The organism is Streptomyces sp. NPDC017202 (assembly GCF_044331705.1).
Taxonomy (GTDB): domain Bacteria; phylum Actinomycetota; class Actinomycetes; order Streptomycetales; family Streptomycetaceae; genus Streptomyces.
Genome location: NZ_JBIRNP010000023.1, coordinates 63,914 through 82,302, shown reverse-complemented (window position 1 = coordinate 82,302; position 18,389 = coordinate 63,914). Strand labels below are relative to the sequence as shown.

General features: G+C 71.7%; 18 protein-coding genes. 10 read left to right on the top strand and 8 right to left on the bottom strand.

Going from position 1 to position 18,389, the window contains the following annotated elements; translation table 11 throughout:
* The first annotated feature begins 98 nt into the window (after window positions 1–98).
* Complete coding sequence (locus ACH4N1_RS30340; protein ID WP_398102375.1) at window positions 99–1,061, top strand: YihY/virulence factor BrkB family protein; 963 nt, start codon at window positions 99–101, stop codon at window positions 1,059–1,061.
* Here ACH4N1_RS30340 and ACH4N1_RS30335 read toward each other — a convergent pair.
* Window positions 1,015–2,346, bottom strand: a complete 1,332-nt coding sequence (locus tag ACH4N1_RS30335) for a D-alanyl-D-alanine carboxypeptidase family protein (protein ID WP_398102372.1) — start codon at window positions 2,344–2,346, stop codon at window positions 1,015–1,017. The genes ACH4N1_RS30340 and ACH4N1_RS30335 overlap by 47 nt on opposite strands.
* Window positions 2,347–2,437: 91 nt before the next feature.
* On the opposite strand from ACH4N1_RS30335, the gene ACH4N1_RS30330 reads away from it, so the two are divergent.
* Both ACH4N1_RS30330 and ACH4N1_RS30325 read left to right on the top strand, forming a co-directional pair.
* The gene (locus ACH4N1_RS30330; RefSeq protein ID WP_392240552.1) at window positions 2,438–2,677 is read left to right on the top strand and encodes an SCO4848 family membrane protein; all 240 of its coding nucleotides are present in this window, start codon (window positions 2,438–2,440) and stop codon (window positions 2,675–2,677) included.
* Between the two features lie 64 nt (window positions 2,678–2,741).
* A complete protein-coding gene (locus ACH4N1_RS30325) occupies window positions 2,742–4,031 on the top strand; it encodes a metallophosphoesterase (RefSeq protein ID WP_398102369.1) in 1,290 nt (429 codons plus the stop codon).
* A 37-nt stretch (window positions 4,032–4,068) separates the two neighbouring features.
* On the opposite strand, the gene ACH4N1_RS30320 is transcribed toward ACH4N1_RS30325, so the two are convergent.
* Both ACH4N1_RS30320 and ACH4N1_RS30315 read right to left on the bottom strand, forming a co-directional pair.
* Complete coding sequence (locus ACH4N1_RS30320; protein WP_398102366.1) at window positions 4,069–5,514, bottom strand: ATP-binding protein; 1,446 nt, start codon at window positions 5,512–5,514, stop codon at window positions 4,069–4,071.
* Window positions 5,511–6,200: a response regulator transcription factor gene (locus tag ACH4N1_RS30315; RefSeq protein WP_398102363.1), complete on the bottom strand. Its 690-nt coding sequence runs from the start codon at window positions 6,198–6,200 to the stop codon at window positions 5,511–5,513. Before ACH4N1_RS30315 ends, ACH4N1_RS30320 begins: the two co-directional genes overlap by 4 nt.
* Before the next feature lie 161 nt (window positions 6,201–6,361).
* Between ACH4N1_RS30315 and ACH4N1_RS30310 the strand changes: the two genes are divergently transcribed.
* Window positions 6,362–8,872, top strand: coding sequence for an MMPL family transporter (locus ACH4N1_RS30310; RefSeq protein WP_398102476.1), 2,511 nt, complete (start codon window positions 6,362–6,364; stop codon window positions 8,870–8,872).
* Between the two features lie 10 nt (window positions 8,873–8,882).
* On the opposite strand, the gene ACH4N1_RS30305 is transcribed toward ACH4N1_RS30310, so the two are convergent.
* The 4 genes from ACH4N1_RS30305 to ACH4N1_RS30290 all read right to left on the bottom strand — a co-directional run bounded on the left by ACH4N1_RS30305 (window position 8,883) and on the right by ACH4N1_RS30290 (window position 12,284).
* Entirely contained in the window at window positions 8,883–9,686 is an 804-nt protein-coding gene (locus ACH4N1_RS30305) for a TetR/AcrR family transcriptional regulator (RefSeq protein WP_398102360.1), read from the bottom strand.
* 320 nt (window positions 9,687–10,006) lie between these two features.
* Entirely contained in the window at window positions 10,007–10,417 is a 411-nt protein-coding gene (locus tag ACH4N1_RS30300) for a VOC family protein (protein WP_398102357.1), read from the bottom strand.
* A gap of 197 nt (window positions 10,418–10,614) precedes the next feature.
* Window positions 10,615–11,199, bottom strand: a complete 585-nt coding sequence (locus tag ACH4N1_RS30295; protein ID WP_398102354.1) for an HD family hydrolase — start codon at window positions 11,197–11,199, stop codon at window positions 10,615–10,617.
* 20 nt (window positions 11,200–11,219) lie between these two features.
* Window positions 11,220–12,284: a helix-turn-helix transcriptional regulator gene (locus ACH4N1_RS30290; RefSeq protein WP_398102351.1), complete on the bottom strand. Its 1,065-nt coding sequence runs from the start codon at window positions 12,282–12,284 to the stop codon at window positions 11,220–11,222.
* A 148-nt stretch (window positions 12,285–12,432) separates the two neighbouring features.
* On the opposite strand from ACH4N1_RS30290, the gene tgmA reads away from it, so the two are divergent.
* From tgmA to tgmC, 3 genes are read left to right on the top strand one after another with little or no spacing between them, the layout of a single operon-like run.
* The gene (tgmA, locus tag ACH4N1_RS30285; protein WP_398102348.1) at window positions 12,433–12,687 is read left to right on the top strand and encodes a putative ATP-grasp-modified RiPP; all 255 of its coding nucleotides are present in this window, start codon (window positions 12,433–12,435) and stop codon (window positions 12,685–12,687) included.
* A gap of 3 nt (window positions 12,688–12,690) precedes the next feature.
* Window positions 12,691–13,665 (top strand): ATP-grasp ribosomal peptide maturase, encoded by a 975-nt coding sequence (gene tgmB, locus ACH4N1_RS30280; RefSeq protein WP_398102346.1) that lies wholly within the window; start codon window positions 12,691–12,693, stop codon window positions 13,663–13,665.
* Window positions 13,646–14,815 (top strand): ATP-grasp peptide maturase system methyltransferase, encoded by a 1,170-nt coding sequence (tgmC, locus tag ACH4N1_RS30275; RefSeq protein WP_398102343.1) that lies wholly within the window; start codon window positions 13,646–13,648, stop codon window positions 14,813–14,815. The genes tgmB and tgmC overlap by 20 nt, the downstream gene beginning before the upstream one ends.
* 610 nt (window positions 14,816–15,425) lie before the next feature.
* On the opposite strand, the gene ACH4N1_RS30270 is transcribed toward tgmC, so the two are convergent.
* On the bottom strand, window positions 15,426–16,634 hold the full coding sequence (locus ACH4N1_RS30270) for an ankyrin repeat domain-containing protein (RefSeq protein ID WP_398102341.1): 1,209 nt from the start codon (window positions 16,632–16,634) through the stop codon (window positions 15,426–15,428).
* A gap of 111 nt (window positions 16,635–16,745) precedes the next feature.
* Here ACH4N1_RS30270 and ACH4N1_RS30265 point away from each other — a divergent pair, with 111 nt between their 5' ends.
* The 3 genes from ACH4N1_RS30265 to ACH4N1_RS30255 all read left to right on the top strand — a co-directional run bounded on the left by ACH4N1_RS30265 (window position 16,746) and on the right by ACH4N1_RS30255 (window position 18,164).
* Complete coding sequence (locus tag ACH4N1_RS30265) at window positions 16,746–17,201, top strand: ATP-binding protein (protein ID WP_398102473.1); 456 nt, start codon at window positions 16,746–16,748, stop codon at window positions 17,199–17,201.
* Between the two features lie 92 nt (window positions 17,202–17,293).
* Window positions 17,294–17,761, top strand: coding sequence for a TM2 domain-containing protein (locus ACH4N1_RS30260; protein ID WP_398102338.1), 468 nt, complete (start codon window positions 17,294–17,296; stop codon window positions 17,759–17,761).
* On the top strand, window positions 17,754–18,164 hold the full coding sequence (locus ACH4N1_RS30255; RefSeq protein WP_398102335.1) for a DUF2752 domain-containing protein: 411 nt from the start codon (window positions 17,754–17,756) through the stop codon (window positions 18,162–18,164). The genes ACH4N1_RS30260 and ACH4N1_RS30255 overlap by 8 nt, the downstream gene beginning before the upstream one ends.
* Window positions 18,165–18,389: the final 225 nt, after the last annotated feature.

Sequence of the window (18,389 nt, the reverse complement as noted above, 5' to 3'; positions counted from 1 at the left end):
CGTACCGCCGTGGGTCACCGTCCGGCGGTTTCGGGGTAGACGGACACCCACGATGCCCGGCCGGAGCACCGCGCACATCTCACCACGGGAGTCGGATCATGGACTGGCTGAAAAAGCTCCCCGGGATCGGGCCGTGGATCACGCGGGTGACGGCCACGCACGCGTGGCGGTCGTACGAGCGGCTGGACCGGGTGCGGTGGACGATGCTGGCCGCCGCGATGACGTTCACCAGCTTCGTCGCGCTCTTCCCGCTGCTCACCGTGGCCGCCACGATCGGCGCCGCCACCCTCGGCCCCGAGCGGCAGAAGGAGCTCCAGGACCGGATCACCGACCAGGTGCCCGGCATCTCCGACCGGTTGAACGTCGACAGCCTGGTGCAGAACGCCGGCACCGTCGGCCTCATCGCCGGCGCCGCCCTGCTGTTCACCGGCGTCAACTGGGCCGGCTCGACGCGCGAGTGCCTGCGCGCGGTGTGGGAACTGCCCGACGAGGAGGAGAACCCGCTCCTGCGCAGGCTCAAGGACCTGGGCATCCTCCTCGGACTCGGCGGCGCCGTCCTCGTCACCCTCGCCATCTCCACCGTCGCCTCCGCGATGGTCGGCTGGATCATCGAGCAGGCGGGCATCGACCAGTCCGGCTGGGGCGGCGTCCTGCTGCGCCTCGCCGCGTTCCTCGTCGCCGTCCTCGCGGACTTCCTGCTCCTGCTGTACGTCCTGACGCTGCTGCCGGGCGTGGAGCCGCCGCGCCGCCGCCTGATCGTGGCGGCGCTCACCGGCGCCGTCGGCTTCGAACTGCTGAAGCTGCTGCTCAGCGGCTACCTGCAGGGCGTGGCCACGAAGAGCATGTACGGCGCTTTCGGCGTGCCCATCGCCCTGCTGCTGTGGATCAACTTCACGGCGAAACTGGTCCTGTTCTGCGCCGCGTGGACCGCGACGGGATCCGCCGGCGCGGACAGCGGCACCGACACCGGTTGCGGCGCCGAGTCCGACCCCGGAACCGGCGCCCCGGCCGGGGTCAGCGGCGGCGGCGCACCAGATCCGGCAGCGGCCACCGGCGGTTGACCAGGAACGCCGCACCGGCGAGCAGCACCAGCGCCCCGCCGGCGATCGCCATGGCGGTCCCGACGCCACCGGAGCCGTTCTTCGCGACCGCGCCCGCCACCGGCCGCTCGGACACGTTGCCGACGCCGCCGGCCTCCCCGCCCCCGCCGGGGTTCGCGCCGGGCTGCGCGCTGGCCCGCGCGGCACTCCTGGGCGGGACCAGCTCGCCCACCGGGGCCACCTTGCCGGCCGCCTGGAAACCCCAGTCGAAGAGGGCGGCGGTCTCCTTGTAGACCTCGTTGTGGTCGTCCTTCTCCGGGTTCATCACCGTGACCAGCAGGACCCGTCCGCCCTGCTCGGCGACGCCGGTGAAGGTGGCGCCCGCGTTGGTGGTGTTGCCGTTCTTGACGCCCGCGATGCCCTGGTACTGGGTGATGTCGTAGTCGCCGGTCAGCAGCCGGTTGGTGTTCTGGATCTCGAAGGTCTCGCGGACCGTCCGGCCCTTCTTGTTCTTGGTCGTGGCGCCCGGGAACTTCGCGGTCAGTGTCGAGCAGTACTCGCGGAAGTCCTGCTTCTGGAGGCCGGAGCGGGCGATCAGCGTCAGGTCGTAGGCCGAGGAGACCTGGCCGGGGGCGTCGTAGCCGTCGGGCGAGACCACGTCGGTGTCCAGGGCCTGCAGTTCGTCGGCGTGGTCGTTCATCTGCCGCACGGTGGCCGCGACGCCGCCGTTCATGGACGACAGGACGTGCACGGCGTCGTTGCCGGAACGCAGGAAGACGCCGAGCCACAGGTCGTGGACCGAGTAGGTCTCGCCCTCCTTTATCCCGACCATGCTGGAGCCGGCGCCCACCCCCTCCAGGTCCTCCGTCCGGACCTTGTACTGCGTGGCCTTGGGGAACTTCGGCAGGACGGTGTCGGCGAAGAGCATCTTCAGGGTGCTCGCCGGGGGCAGCCGCCAGTGCGCGTTGTGCGCGGCGAGCACCTCGCCGGACTCGGCGTCCGCGACGATCCAGGACCGCGCGGTGAGGTCCTTCGGCAGCACCGGCGCGCCGCCGGCGAGCTGGACCTGCGTCCCGGCCTGCCCGAGGCGGACGCCGCCCAGCGACGACATCTTCGCCGGGGGAGTGGCGGACGCACTGGCCGAAGCCGAAGCCGAAGGGGAGGCGGACGGCGAACCGGAGGCCGGGGCCGAGGGCGACGGGGTCGGCGCGGCGAGGGACACGGGCGCCGTCAGCGCGAGGGACGCGAGGGTCGCGGAGGTGACCAGCAGGGTTCGCCTGGCGGTCTGCTTCAAGGGTGCGGGCACGACGGAGAAAGTACCTGGCGGACGACGGGAAGTCCCGCCCCCCTCCCCACCCCCGTCATGGAACCGGACACCGGGCGGCGATACTGAACGCATGAAGCTCAGCCGACCGGTGTCCTGGTTCCTTCTCGCCTTCGGGGTGTGGAGCTGGGTCATCTGGGTCACTTTCGTCAAAAACCTGATCAAGGACGGCAGCGGGCTCGCGTTCGACGACGGCGACCCCACGGCCTACTTCTGGGTCCATCTGACGCTCGCCGTCGTCTCCTTCGTACTGGGGACGGTCGTCGGGGCCATCGGGTTGCGCGGACTGCGCGCCCTGCGCCGAACGTCATAGCCCGACGCCCGACCTCCGACGCCCGACGCCGACCTCCGACGCCCACAGCGGGGATACGAACACCGTGGCCATCCTTTTCGTGCTGCTCGCCCTGGCTTTCCTGGCCGTCCTGGTCGTGGCCAACTGGTACCTGTGGCGCCGCCTGTTCCGCGACACGACCCGCGCCCCCGGCTGGGTCCGGCGCGGCGGCGCGGTGCTGATCGCGGGCGGCTGGGTCCTCGCCGTCGGCGCCCTCGTCGCCGAACGCGCCGGCGCCCCCTTCTGGCTCCAGCGCGTCCTGGCCTGGCCCGGCTTCCTGTGGATGGCCCTGTCGATGTACCTGCTGCTGGCGGTCCTGGCGGGCGAGGCCGTACGCCCCCTGCTGCGGCGCGTCCTGGAGCGGCGGGCGGCCGCCCGGGTGCCGGTGCCGGTGGAGGCGCGGGACGAGGAGCCCGAGACCGTGCCCGCGTCCCCGCCCGGACCCGGCACGCCCGCGCCGCCCGAGGAGCCGCGGCCCCCGCGGGACACCGGCTCCCCGCGCCCCGCCGCCCCCTCCCGCCGCCTGTTCGTCTCCCGCGTCATCGGCGGCGCCGCGGCCGCGGCCGCCGCCGGGACCGTCGGCCACGGCACCTACGGCGTGCTGCGGGGCCCCGGGGTGAAGCGGGTCACCGTCCCGCTGGCCAGGCTGCCGCGCGCGGCGCACGGCTACCGGATCGCGGTCGTCAGCGACATCCACCTGGGCCCGGTCCTCGGCCGCGGTTTCGCGCAGAAGGTCGTCGACACCATCAACGGCACGCAGCCCGACCTGATCGCGGTCGTCGGCGACCTGGTCGACGGCAGCGTGAAGGACCTGGGTCCGGCGGCGGCCCCGCTCGCGCGGCTGCGGGCCCGGCACGGCAGCTTCTTCGTCACCGGCAACCACGAGTACTTCTCCGGCGCCGAGCAGTGGGTCCAGGAGGTGCGGCGGCTCGGCCTGCTGCCCCTGGAGAACGCGCGGACCGAACTGCCGTGGTTCGACCTGGCCGGCGTCAACGACGTCGCGGGCGAGAGCGAGGGCCAGGGCCCCGACTTCGCGAAGGCCCTCGGCGACCGGGACCGGGCCCGCGCGTGCGTGCTCCTCGCCCACCAGCCCGTGCAGATCCACGACGCCGTCGAGCACGGCGTCGACCTCCAGCTCTCCGGCCACACCCACGGCGGCCAGCTCTGGCCCGGAAACCTCCTCGCCGCCGCCGCGAACCCGACCGTCGCGGGCCTGGAGCGCTACGGCGACACCCAGCTGTACGTCTCGCGCGGCGCCGGCGCCTGGGGCCCGCCCACGCGCGTGGGCGCCCCCTCGGACATCACGGTCATCGAACTGGCGTCGAAGCAGGCCTGACGACCGCCCGGCGACCGCCCGGTGTCCGGCGGAGCGGCTAGCCCCACTCCGCCGCCCGGCCCGGCAGCCGGACCGTCACCGTCAGGCCCTCGCCCGGCGCCGTGCGGACGTCCACCTCGCCGCCGTGGGCGTCCACCACGCCCTGCACGATCGCCAGGCCCAGCCCGCTGCCCGCGCCGCCGCCCGCGCGGAAGAAGCGGTCGAAGACCCGCGCCGCGTCCTCCGCGGCCAGCCCCGGCCCCTCGTCCCGCACCGACAGCCTCACGGCGCCTTCGGCGTGCTCCACGGCCAGCCGGACCGGCACGTCGGCGGGCGTGTGCGTGCGGACGTTGGCCAGGAGGTTGCCGAGGACCTGGCGCAGCCCCGACTCGTCGGCCTGCACCAGGACCGCGCCGGCCGCGTCGACCGTGACGGGCCGGTCCGGCTGCTGGGCCCGCAGGTCCTGCGCCGCGTCCCGCACCAGCCGGCTCACGTCCACGTCGCGCAGCCGCAGCTCGGGCCGCTGGTCGAGGCGGGCCAGGACGAGCAGCTCGTCGACGAGCCGGCCCATGCGGTCCACCTCGCCGTTCATCCGGTCCCAGGCACGCCGCCGCTCGGCCGGGTCGCGCAGCATGCCCCGGTCGTACAGCTGGAGGTAGCCGCGGATCGCGGACAGCGGGGTGCGCAGCTCGTGCGAGGCGTCCGCGACGAACCGGCGCAGCTGGGCCGCGCTGCGCTCGCGCGTGCGGTACGCCGTCTCCACCTGCTGGAGCATCGAGTTGAGGGCCAGGCGCAGTTGCTCGACCTCCTGGGTGGGGTCGTGGCGGGAGGGCACCCGCCGGGTGAGGTCGCCCTCGGCGATCGCCGAGGAGGTCTCCACCATGTCCTCCAGCGGCCGCATCCGCCGCCGCACGCTGAACAGCGTCAGGCAGGCCAGCAGCGCCAGCAGCAGGGAGCCCACGGCGAGGTCGAGCTTGAGCGCCTTGACCATGGCCTTGTGCACGGCGTCGGTGGAGGTGGCCAGCAGGATGTAGGTGCCGTCGGAGAGCCGGATCGCGGTCGCCCGGTAGGCGGCGCCGTGCACGGTGACGTCGTGCGGCTCCGGGTCGCGGGCGAGGGCGGCGGGGTCCTCGACGGCCCGCGCCAGCCCGGTCTGGGCGTCGGTCGGCGCGACGCCGAAGACGGCCACCGCCGCTCCGTCGCGGCCGACCGCGGCGAAGACGGAGTCGGGCGTGGGCAGTTCGCCGGACCGCTCGGGCATCAGGCGGTCGCGGACGAAGCCGAGCACGCTCAACGAGTCGATCTTCCGCAGGGTGAGGCCCGAACCGCTCAGCGAGGCACGGGTCTTGGTCAGTTCGGAGTCGGCCTGGTCCAGCAGGTAGTGCCGCATGGTCATCAGGCTGAAGGCGGTCGCGGCGACGACGCCGAGCGCGAGCAGCGCCACGTTGGCCGCCGTCAGCTTCACGCGCAGGGAGTGCATGCCGCGCCGGTGCAGCCGCCTCATGCCAGCCCGTATCCCACGCCCCGCCGCGTGGTGATCACGGGCGGTCCCAGCGCGTCGAGCTTGCGCCGCAGATAGCTGATGTACGTCTCGACGACGGTCGACTCGGCCGGGGCGTGCTCGTACTGCCAGACGTGGCGCAGGAGTTGCTCCTTGGGCACGATCCGGCCGCCGTTGCGCACCAGGAAGCGCAGCAGCGCGTACTCGGTGGGGGTCAGCTCGACGGTGCGGCCCGCGCGGTGCACCGAGTACGTCGCCTCGTCCAGCTCCAGGTCGCCGTAGCGCAGCGGCGGGCGCGGGGGGAGGGCGTCGGCGGGCCGGGTGCGGCGCAGGACCGCCGTGACGCGGGCGACGACCACGTCGATGTCGAACGGCTTGGTGATGTAGTCGTCGCCGAAACCGAGGGCGCCGACGATCTCCGCGGGCGCGTCCCGCGCGGTCAGGAAGACCAGGGCCAGCTCCGGCCGCCGCGCGCGCAGCTCCCGCCCGAGGGCGCGGCCGTCGCCGTCGGGCAGCATCACGTCGAGGAGTGCCACGTCGGGCCGGACACGGCCGGCGAGGGCGAGGGCCTCGCGGACGGTGCCCGCGGTCAGGACCTCGAAGCGGTGGAAGCGCAGGGCGATGGCGAGGACGTCCGCGATGCTCGGCTCGTCCTCCACGACCAGCACGGTGCCGGGGGCCGTCGTCATGCCCCCAGTATCGGCGCGGCCACCGGCGGCGGGACCGGTTCCCGCTTTGGAGTTTCTTGAGAGTCACGGCAGTTGGCCGCCACGCGCGGGCGGCGGCGCCGATCCTGGTGGCCAGGACCCGGGGGACCGACCGACGACGAAGGAGCTGAAGCGTGGCGGCATTGGCGCGATGGTGCTACCGGCACCGGCTGGTGGTCCTGTTGCTGTGGGTGGGGGCGTTGTGCGGACTGGGCTTCTCGGCCTCGTCCGCGGGCACGGACTACGCGAACGTGTTCTCCCTCCCCGACACGGACTCCAAGAAGGCGTACGACCTGATGGAGGAGGCGTTCCCCGCGCGCGCGGGCGACACCGACACGGTCGTCTGGAAGGTGGACGAGGGCTCGGTCCGGGACGCGGGGGTACGGGCCCGCATCCAGCCCGCGCTGGAGGAGATCGCCGGCATGAAGGGCGTCGGCGGCGTCACCGGCCCGTACGCGGGCGCCGAGGGCGCGGCCCAGGTCAGCCGGGACGGGCGGATCGCGTACGCCCAGGTCACCTTCACCGACCAGGCGAACGCCGTCCCCAAGGAACTCGTCCAGGACGTCGTCGACACCGCGCGGGACGCGCGGCGCGACGGCCTCGACGTCGAGCTGGGCGGACAGGCCGTCCAGCGGGTGCAGGAGCCGCCGACCGGTCTCGCGGAGATGGTCGGGCTGGCCGCCGCGGCGGTCGTGCTGTTCCTCGCCTTCGGCTCGCTGTTCGCGATGCTGCTGCCGATCGGCGTGGCCGTCTTCGGCGTCGGCACCGGCATGTTCTCCACCCAGCTGCTCAGCCACGTCACCGACATCCCGGACCTGGCGCCGCTGCTGTCCTCGCTGATCGGCCTGGGCGTCGGCATCGACTACGCCCTGTTCATCGTCACCCGGCACCGCAAGGGCGTCCTGCGCGGCATGGACCCGGAGGAGTCGACGGTCACCGCGCTCGACACCTCGGGCCGCGCGGTGCTGTTCGCGGGCGGCACGGTGTGCATCGCGCTCGCCGGGATGCTGGTGACGAACCTGCGCTTCCTGGACGGCGTCGTCATCGGCACCTCCCTCACGGTCGTCCTCAGCGTGCTGGCCGCCACGACGCTGCTCCCGGCGCTGCTCGGCTTCCTCGGCCCGCGTGTGCTCAGCCGCAGGCAGCGGCGCCGGCTCGCGGCCGAGGGCGGTCTTTCCGGCGTGGGCGAGGCCGGAAACGGTGCCGGCGAGGCAGGAAGCGGTGCCGGCGAGGCGGGAAGCGGTCCGGGCGGAGCCGGGAGCGGGGCGGGCCCGGTGCCGGAGCAGGCGGGCGGACTGGCCCACCGCTGGTCCGCGGCCGTCCAGCGACGGCCCCGGACGACCGCCGTGCTGGCGCTGGCGGTCATGGCGGTCCTCGCACTGCCGGTCCTCTCGCTGCGCCTGGGCGCCACCGACCAGGGCAACGACGACACCACCACGACCACCCGGCAGGCCTACGACCTGCTCGCCGAGGGCTTCGGACCGGGCTTCAACGGCCCGCTCCAGGTGGTCGTCCCGGACGGCGACGCCACCACCCTCGTCCGGGACGTCCAGGCCACCGAGGGCGTCGCCCGGGTCGTCGCGCTGCCGCCCGTCCGGGGCGTCACCGTCGTCCAGGTGGTCCCCACGACCTCGCCGCAGTCCGAGGAGACGGACACCCTCATCGACCGGCTGCGCGACGAGGTGATCCCGGGGGCCGGTGTCGAGGCGCACGTCGGCGGGGTCACCGCGGTCTCCAAGGACTTCGCGACCGTCACCGGGGACCGCCTGCCCCTGTTCGTCGCGACGATCATCGGCCTGGGCTTCCTGCTCCTGCTGGTGGCCTTCCGCTCCCTGGTGGTGCCGCTGACGGCGGCCGTGATGAACCTGGTCGCCGCGGCGGCCTCCTTCGGCGTGCTCGTCGCGGTCTTCCAGTGGGGCTGGGGGCTCGACCTGCTCGGCCTCGGCAAGGAGGGCCCGATCAACGCCTTCCTGCCGATCATCATGCTGTCGCTGCTGTTCGGCCTGTCGATGGACTACCAGGTGTTCCTGGTCAGCCGGATGCACGAGGAGTGGGTGCACACGCGCGACAACGCCCGCGCGGTGCGCGTCGGCCTCGCCGAGACCAGCCGGGTCATCAACTCCGCGGCCCTGATCATGGTCTGCGTGTTCCTCGCGTTCGTCCTCAGCGGCGACTCGGGCGCCGCGATGGCCGGCGTGGGCCTGGCGGCGGCGGTCGCGCTGGACGCGTTCGTCCTGCGCACGGCCCTCGTCCCGGCCGTCATGCACCTGCTGGGCACGTCCAACTGGTGGCTGCCGGCCTGGCTGGACAAGCGGCTGCCGCACCTGGCGGTCGAACCGCGGGAGGAGGCCGGGGAGACCGTCGCGCACGCCGGCGGCCCCGCCTCGGCCGTCCACGGCTACGTCCGCGACCCGGCCGGCGACCCCGTCGAGGGCGCGGCGGTCACCCTGATGTCGAAGGGCGGACGCCAGGTGGACCGGGTCGTCTCGCTCGCCGACGGCTCCTACGTCCTCTCCGTCCCGGCGCCGGGGACGTACCTGCTGGCGACCACGGCACCTTCGTACGCCTCGTACGCCCGCCAGGTGCTGGTCGCGGACGAGCCGCCGGCCGTCGACGTGGAACTGGAGCCGGGGGAGGTCGACGCGCCGCGCTGACGCGGACCGCCTATTCGGCCGGGCCCGGCGGCTGCTCCTTCTGCTCCTGCTCCTCCTTCTGCCTCTTCGCCGGGTCCGGCAGGGCCTTCGTCATACCGGGCAGGAAGTCCGTGAACAGCTCGTGCACCTCGTGGACGAGCGGCCGCAGCACCCGGAAGCGGGCCAGCGTCACCCCGCGCGCGGTCAGGCGCGCGCCCCGCTCGGCGAGCCGGTAGCTGCGCTCGCGGTCCTCGGTGCGGTCGAAGATCCAGTACAGGACGAGACCCATCTGGGCCAGCCACATCAACTCGGGCAGCACCTCCCGCAGTTCCTCCGGCACCTTCGCCTTCGAACCGGCCAGCACCGCCCGGTGGACGCCGATGGCCTCGTTGCGCGCGTGCTCCGACTCCGGGGAGAAGGGGCTGAGCGGGCTGTCCGGGTCGGCGGCGTTCTTGAAGAACTGCACCGCGAACTCGTGGTACGGCGTCGCCACGTCCAGCCAGATCCGCAGCACGCCCGCCAGCCGCGCCTCCAGGTCCGTCTCCCGCTCCAGCAGCTCCCCGATCGCCACCCGGTGCTCGGCGGCGAGCCGGTCGTAGAAGCCCTGGATCAGGTGCTCCTTGCCGGCGAAGTAGTAGTACGCGTTGCCGACGGAGACCCCGGCCTCCTGCGCGATGGCCCGCATCGTGGTCCGGTCGTAGCCGCGCTCCTGGAACAGCCGCATCGCCGTTTCCAGGATCCGCGCGCGGGTCTGCTCCGACTTGGTCGGGGCGACGGCCTCGGAGGACCGGTTCGGGGGAGCGGCCTCGGCGGGGCCGTCGTCGTTCGCTGGCACGGGAGGGAGCCTAGGGCCTGTCCGGCGGATCATGCCGGAGACGCGGGGGCTGGCACGCGCATCTGCGGCGTTGTCGTCGGTTGCCGACGCTCCGCGTCGACGCCCTCCTCCGCCTTGCAGCTGCACGCATCAGCCCCCGCTCACCTCGGCTGCAAGGCGCCGCCGGTTTCCTCCGACTTGATCCGCCGGACAGGCCCTAGTCAGTGGGGGCGGGGGCCGCCGTCACCGGCGGGGCGCGCGGGTCCGCCCCCGCGCCGGGCGGTACGACCGCCCGCCCGCCCGGCGGCACCGGGGCCGCCCGCCCCGTGCCCCGCCCCCTGTCACGTCCGGCGACCCAGCTCCGGCCGCTTGGAGTAGTCCGTGAGGCCGAGGACGTTCCCCCAGGGGTCGGCGACCTCGACGGTCCAGCCGGTGGCCACCGGGAACGGCCCGTCCAGGGGCTGGATGCCGGCGTCCGCCAGCACGCGGGCCGCCGCGCGCGCGTCCGGCACCTCCAGCCACAGGCGCGGTGCGGCCCACGGCGGCGGCCGGTGCCCGAGCGCCTCCTCCACGCGCAGCAGGACGCCGGGCGTCTCGCCCCCGACCTTCAGCAACGCGATCCCTGCCTCGTCGAACCGGAACGCCACCGCGAACCCGGCCCGCTCGTAGAACCTCACGGCCTCGCCGAGATCGCCGACGGGCAGCAGGACGTTGTCGAACCCGAGCAGTTCGTAGGACTGGTCGTCTGACATAACGTCAGAATAGGTGGGGAGTCAATTGAATCGGATGATTTCCGGCACGTCCTCGTGCGGTCCGTGCAGCCGATGACGGTGCGCGTGCAGGAGGTGAAGCGTCGGTCCGCGATGCAGGACGGGGAGGGAGCTGCGGCGTCGGGCTCGGAACAGCCGAGGCCCACATGCTCGCTACATCTGGCTGCCGGCCCTCCGGCTCAGCGGAGGTACGTCTGCTGCCACTCGATCGAGGTCATGGTGAGCGCGGCGTCGGCGAGGGACCGGGCGGAGGCCGTCTTGAGCTTCGCGAGACTGCTGTCGATCCAGGGCTGGACGTTCGAGCAGCCCTGCTCGCGGTACTCGACGGCTTGGAGGAGACATTCGAGCTTGTCCGCGTCGTGCGCGCAGATCACTTCGAGGGAGTCGCCGTTCTCGTACTCCTCCACGATCCGCTGTGCCCCGGCCTTCACCGCCGGATGCGCGGCGGACACCTGGTCTGCGGTGACCTTCTCGTTGCCGGCGGCTTCGAGGTAGCGGCGACCGATGTGCGGGATGTCGCTGACGCGGGTCTCCTGGGTGTCGTGCCAGAGCCCGAGGAGCGCCGTCTTCGCAGGGTCGGCGCCCTCCATCATGGCGAGTACGGAGCCGATGAGCGCCACGCGGAACGAGTGCTCGGCGATCGTCTCGGGGTCCTTCACCCCGGCGATCCACCATCCTGATCGTTTGGCGCGCTTGAGCATCCCCATCTCCAGCAGGAAGCCTGTGGTGCCCTTCGCCTGCTCCTGTTGCTCTGCGTCCGCCATGAAATGCGTCCTCCGATGTGTCATGTGCGGTTCTCGCGTAGAACGTAATGCACTGAACTGAGGTCCCGCCTCGCTCGCGGGGAGATCCGGTCGTGATCGAGGAGCCGGGTGGTGTGTGCGCTCAGTCTTTCCGTCAGGTCAGGGTCTGCCAGGGGAAGCCATCGATTGGTGATCAGCAGGGCCCAGAGCGAGTGGACGTACAAGTCCGTGTATGCCGGAGCCTGGTGGAGACCTTCGGTGAGACCGCGCAGGAGCCGTACGGGCTCCCAGTGAGTCGGTCCGTGCCGCATGAAGCCGTCGTCAGGCTGCGGCTCCCGGATGGAACCGAGCCAGTAGGCCCAGTAGTTGAGGTTCGCGGTCTCGGCGGCATCGTCGTCCGTCAGGCCCCGGTCGATGAAGTCCAGCAGTGGCTGGGGATCCCCGAGCCGCGCCAGTGCGACGGCAGTTGACCGTGCCGTCGCCCAGTGAGGGGTCCAGCCACGGGCGGCAATCAAGCCATGGGGCGTGTGCAGAGTGCGGCTCATCCACGACGTCGCCTCGGAGGTCCGGTCATAGGAGCACAGGTAGAGCGCCTGGCGGTGAAGCAACAGCCCGTCGTCTCCGGCGCGCAAGGCGGACTCGGCGGTGTCCCAGAGGTGGGAGAAGAACACGCTGCGGTCGGGGGCTGCCAGGAGCGGGGCCTTGGCGACGGGGCCGCGACGTCCCGGTACCGCTCTACGGGCGAGGGCAGGCGGGACGGTGCCGTTCAGCGCCCAGGCGATCATGTGGGCCGTGTCGCGGGTGTGCACCCACTCCGCCAGCGGGTGGCGGGTGTTGCTCTCCGGATGGATCGTCGCGGCGAGAACGCGGTCCGCGTCCATCGCCGGGTCGAGAAGGTGGAGAACGTGGGGATCGGCTCCCAGCGCGAGTAACCGGCGCCGCAGGTTCAGGAGGCCGCTGGCCTTCACGTTGGCGAGCGGCCGACGTCCGCTCTCCCAGCCCTGCCAGGTGGCGAGGTCGACCCCCATCGCTTCGGCCATACCGACCTGTGTGCGGTTCGCACTCTCCCGGGCGAGGCGAAGTACGAACCCGGCGATCGTGCCCATGGCCGCGCGTTCGCGCGCAGCTCGTTTCGCAGCCACGCCACCCCCTGTGCCCTCGGCCGTTCAACCCGTACCCACAGTCAGTTCTACTCCACTCACGGTGACCGTAGCTTCTGGTTCGGCAACAGTCACCGTCATGAAGGAGGTCGGAATGGCTACCGCAGTGGAGACCGGCATGCGTCCCTGGGGAGCCGGCCGGCTCGCCCCGTACCCGACCGTCACCCGCCGCCCCCACGCGTTGGTCACGCTCGACGCCGACACTCAGCTCGGCGTCTACACCGACCGCGCCGGCACAGTGATCGAGATGGGTAAGCACGGGACCGGCAAGGGCACCGAGACGAGCACGACCACGAACTCGGACTCCGCACCCGACCAGGGGCACGACCAGGACTCCGAGCAGGACTGACCCGTGACCGACGAGAGGCCGGTGCTCGTGGCCACGGAGGCGGACGACCTGACCGCCGACATGGTGATCAGCGAGCTGAACCGGCGCAACGTGCCGGTGACCAGGTTCAACCCCGCCGATATCGGCGCTGCCCTGACGGTCTCCGCTCGGTTCGGATGCTGCCCGGCCCCCGTGGTTGGACAGCTTCGTACGCCGTCACGGACCGTTGACCTGGCCCAAGTCCGGTCGGTGTACTGGCGCCGCCCGGTGTGGCCCGCCTTCGGCCACCTCGGCGCTGACGACGCGCGGTTCGCGGCGGCCCAGGTCCGCTACGGGCTCGGTGGCACCCTGTACGCCCTCGACGGGCCTCTGTGGCTCAACCACCCACTGTGCAACGCCGCCGCGGACTACAAACCCCACCAGCTCGCCGTCGCTCAGCGCCTCGGGCTCGCCGTGCCGCCGACCCTGGTCACGAACGACCCGGACGAGGCGCGGGCTTTCGTCGCGAGCCACGATCAGATGATCTTCAAGACGCTCCGATGGACGCCCTACCAGCGCGACGGCGTTCCTGTCACCGGCTGGGCCGATCCGGTGACGGCGGCCGAGATCGACGAGAGCGTCTCCTTGGTGCCACACCTGTTCCAGGCCGTCGTGGACAAGGTGGCCGACCTCCGCGTGCTGGTCGTCGGCCGCGAGGCGTTCGCCGTGCGGATCGAGTCCGGGATGCTGGACTGGCGCAAGGACTATTCGGCGCTGTCCTACCGCGTGGTGGACCTGCCCGACCGAGTGGAGAAGGCGCTCCTCGCGTACCTCGATCACTTCGGGCTGGTCTCGGGGAGCTTCGACTTCGCCGTGGACAAGGCCGACGATCTCTGGTGGTTGGAGCTGAACCCGAACGGACAGTGGGGGTGGCTGGAGGAATCCACCGGCCTCGCGATGTCCGCCGCATTCGCTGAACTGCTGACGCAAGGAGTGGCCCATGACCGACACCGCCGATGAACGGCGCGCCCTTGCCGCCCGCCTGACGCGGGCGGGCGTCCTCTCCAGCCCCCGCTGGCGGGCGGCGGTCGAGACCGTGCCGCGCGAGCTGTTCCTGCACCCCGGGGTGTTCCTGCCCGCAGAGGGTGGCCGGTGGCACCCGGTCACCGTGGTCGGCACCGACCCGACGGAGTGGGCGCGGATCGCCTACCGTGACGAGTCCCTGACCACCCAGCTCGACGGACATCTCACCGCCGACCAGGCCGGCGGCACGGTGGAGGGCTCCCCGACCTCCTCGTCCACCACCCCGGTCACCGTCGTGGACATGCTGGAGAAGCTGGAGGTGGAGGACGGGCACCAGGTGCTGGAGATCGGCACGGGGACCGGCTACTCCTCCGCCCTGATGTGCTTCCGCCTCGGCGAGGACAACGTCACCACGGTCGAAGTGGACCCGGACGTCGCGGCCCGCGCGGACGCCGCCCTGGAGACCGCCGGGTTCTCGACGTGGACCGTCACCGGGGACGGGCTCCTCGGTCACCCGCGCCGCGCACCGTACGACCGCGTCATCGCCACCTGCGCGGTGCGCCGCATCCCCTACACCTGGATCAGGCAGGCCAAGCCGGGCGGCATCGTCCTCGCCACGGTCGGCGGATCCTGGCACTACGGCACCGGACTGGCGAAGGTGACGGTGGCCGAGGACGGTACCGCCGAGGGCAGGATCATCGGCCGCAGCTCGTTCATGCAGGCCCGGTCCCAGGCCGAGGTACCGATCGCCGGTGACCTGTCCGCCCGCGCCGCCTACGCCGACAGCGAGCGCGAGACCAAGGTGCCCCCGCTGCTGCTCGAAGAGTGGATGCCTGCCTTCCTCGCGCAGATCGCCGCCCCGGGGGTGCGTTTCGTCCGCGCCACCTCGCTGGAGGGCAACCGTCTGCTGTACCTCTTCGACCCGGACCGGGAATCCTTCGCCTCGTTCACGGAGCACGACGGCACCTGGACGGTCCGCCAGGGAGGCCCCACGGCCCTGTGGGACACGATCGAGCAGACCCTCACCGCCTGGCAGGACGCGGACAGCCCTGACATCACCGCGGTACAGCTCCGCATCACGCAGGGGACCCACACCTACTGGATCGACGGCCACCCCGCGCTCCGTTGGCAGCACCACATCGCCTGATCGAGGTACCGCGATCACCAGCGAAGCGCACCACCCTGCTGGGACAGGACGCCGACCGGGCCTGGTCGGCGGGAACCTTCGCGTCCTGCCCCGTGTCCTCGGTGTGGAGACGCGGCTCGTCCGCCGTGCGACGCGGCTGTCCGCGTCCGCCGGGTGGGCGGCCGAGGACTACGGACGAGCTGTGGCGGCGGTGCGCGAGGCGAAGCGCCACACCGGCCTGCCCCCGGACGCCCACGACGTTCCCGATCCTCGGCTGGCCACGCTCTGTGGGTGCTGCGGGAGGCGGGGCCGCAGGCACGCGAGACGGCCGTACTCGGCCGGAGGCTCGCGGAGCGGCTACAGGGGCTGCTGGACGACCAGGATTCTCCGCTTCACCCAGCACTGGCCCTGGACCGGCGAGATCACCACTGCCCTCGAACGGCTCGCGCTCCTGGCCGCCCCGGCTGATCAGCAAACTTCCGCCATCCCGACGACAACAGCACCTGCCCCGGGCAGTGGAACCCGGCGCCCACCCGACGCGACAACCGGGCCGCCGGCCTGCCCACCATCAGCTCCGGAAAGCGAAAGGGCCCACCGACTCCGTCGGCGGACCCTCACGAAAGATCGCGGCTTATGAGAGATTCCGTGCTCGCTCGATGAGCTCCCTGACCAGGGAAAATTCTTCAGGGCTGCCACGGTGATTAAAGGGAGACGTCACTTCGGTTCTCGCTATGCCCCTCGTCACGGATTTCAGTACTTCGTCATCCGGCCTTGCGCCTCTTTCCAGAAGGAGCTGTACTGTTTCCGGATGCCCGCTCTCGGCCGCGCTGGACAAAGGGCTGTGCCTTGTGGGGATCCCAAGTTTTTCGGCGACGCCTTCAATCAATTGAAGTTCTATTATGAGATTGGGAGAAGCTCCCCGGTCTAGCAGCATCCTCACCATTCCGACATCGCCTTGCGCGGCAGCGAGCATTAGTGGTGTGGTTTGATCGGTACCGACTGGACCGTCGGGGCGCGCACCCGCATCCAGGAGATGTTGAGCCACCTCGTGCATACTTCTTGGTGCGGCGTATCGTAGTGCATATGTCTCGTGGTATTCGCCCATCTTGGCGTCAGGGTCAGATCCGGCGGCCAAGAGAACACGTACCACGTCAGGATGATTGTTCCAGACGGCCTGATCGAGAGCGGTGCGACTCCTGTCGGTCTCGCGCAGGTCGGGGGAAACGCCCGACGCCAATACCTCGGCGACCTGCTGTGCATCCCCAGAAGCAGCAGCTTGACGTAGCACACGGGCGACATTTTTCACTTCCAATGTACTCTTTTCTGTAGATGGCGAGTTGCCTAGATTGCGAAAAATTAAAAAGGGCAGGGGGCTGCCGCCCTGCTCGCGCTGTGCCTGGTCGTTGTTCTCGGCGGAGCCGGAGCCACATCCCTGGCCGCCATCACCCGCTTCGCTGCCGACACCGACTACGACCTGAGCGAACAACTCGGGCTGTCCTCCAGCACGCCGAACGCCTCCACGCTGGGACGACTTCTTGCCCGCCTGAACGGCGACGCGCTCGGCGACGCCGTGGGCGCCTGACTCGCCCGATACGCCATCGATCCGGTCGACGAACCCGACGACACATTGGTCGGCGTGGCCGTCGACGGCAAGACCGTGCGCGGATCCCGCACCAACGGCTAAGCCGTCCACCTGTTCGGCATGGCGCTCCACGTTTGTCAGACCGTGATCGCCCAGCGCCAGGTCGCCGCGAAGAGCAACGAAATCCCCGCCTTCACCCCCACTACTGGACAGGACCGACCTGCATCGCATCGTCGTCACCGCCGATGCGATGTGCACCCAGTGCGCCCACTCTGAGCACGTCATCGCCGCCAGAGGCCACTACCTCCTGGCGGTCAAGGGAACCCGAAGAAGCTGCGCAAACAGCTGCGGCGCCTGCCCTGGCGCCAGATCCCGCAGCAGTCCCAGCAGCCCCAGCAGTCCCGGCACCCCTGGCGGTCCTCGGCCGGCGAGCCCTGGGAGTACGACCTCCACGTCCCCAACGACCCCCGGGCCGTCACCGTCTGCCGCCGCACGCTCCGGCTGATCCTGACCCTCCACGGGCTGATCGGCCTCGTCGACACCGCCGAGCTGCTCGCCGCCGAGCTGGTGTCCAACGCCGTACGGCACACCGAGGGGCCCGCGACGCTCCGCGTGCGGTGGGCGGACGGGGTGCTGTGGATCGGGGCCTGGGACACGGACCCCGAACCGCCCCGGTTCCCGGCGGAGTCCGCCGATCTCGGTGACGGTGAGGACGGGCGCGGGCTCGTGCTGGTGCGGGCCTGTTCCCGGGGCTGGGGGTGGCGGCCGGCGGCGGGATCCGGGAGCCGGGGGAAGTACGTGTGGTGCGAACTCGCCACCGCGTAGGACGATGGACCACCTGACTTCTTCAGGGCACGTCGTGTCATGCAAGATGACGTGCATCCGATCGATCGTGTGACTTCGGGGGAGAACCCACCGTGACAGAGCAGCCCCAGCAGCCCCAGCAGCCGCCCCAGCCCGGCTACGGGTACCCCAACGCGGGCCAGCCCGGCCCCTACGGGTACCCGCAGGGCGGACAGCAGCAGGGCGGCTACCAGCAGCCTGGGTATCAGCAGCCCGGCTACCCGCAGGCCGGTTACCAGCAGGGCGGCTACCCGCCCCCCGGCGCCGTCCCGCCCGGTGCCTACACCGGTGACCCCAACGCCCCCTACGGCTACGACCCCTACGGGCGGCCCCTGTCCGACAAGTCGAAGATCATCGCGGGCATCCTCCAGCTCTTCCTCGGCACCTTCGGTGTCGGCCGCTTCTACATCGGGCACGTCGGCATGGGCCTCGCCCAGCTGTTCACCTGCGGCGGCTTCGGCATCTGGGCGCTGATCGACGGCATCATCCTGCTCACCAGCAACGACAAGACCGACGCCCAGGGCCGGATCCTGCGTGGCTGACGTGGTGGGCGGGGAGCCCGGCTCCCTCCTGCGACGCCCGGCGGCGGCACCCCTCGCGGTGCTCGCCGCCGGTCTGGCCGGTTCGGCCCACCTGTACGTCACCGACCCGCACGAGGGCGGGCATCTGCTGCCCCGGTGCCCGTTCCGCTTCGTCACCGGCCTGCTGTGCCCCGCGTGCGGCGGCACCCGCATGACGTACGACCTGATGCACGGTCACCTCGGCGCCGCCTGGCTGGACAACCGGGCCCTGCTCCTCGCCTCGCCCTTCGCCCTCGTGCTGCTGGGCCGCTGGATGTGGGAGGGGCTGCACGGCCGCCGCTGGCGCCCCGCGCTCGGCCCGCGCGCCCAGGCCGTGATCCTGGGCCTCGCCGTGACGTGGACCGTCGCGCGCAACGTCCTCTAGAGCGCCCCGCCCCACCGAGCCCGCCTGACCCCGCCCGACCTCGTGACCCCGCCCCGCGCCGCCCGGACGACGATGCGCAAAACCTTCCGGGTACCCGGCGATTGGCGGGAATTGATCACGGAATAGGAACGATCGTTCGTTCCTACTCCCCTCTTACCTTCGGCGTTCTCTAGGCTCACGGCTCACAGGGGGGACGTCCGCACGGCCGAAAAGCGTGCTCGGACG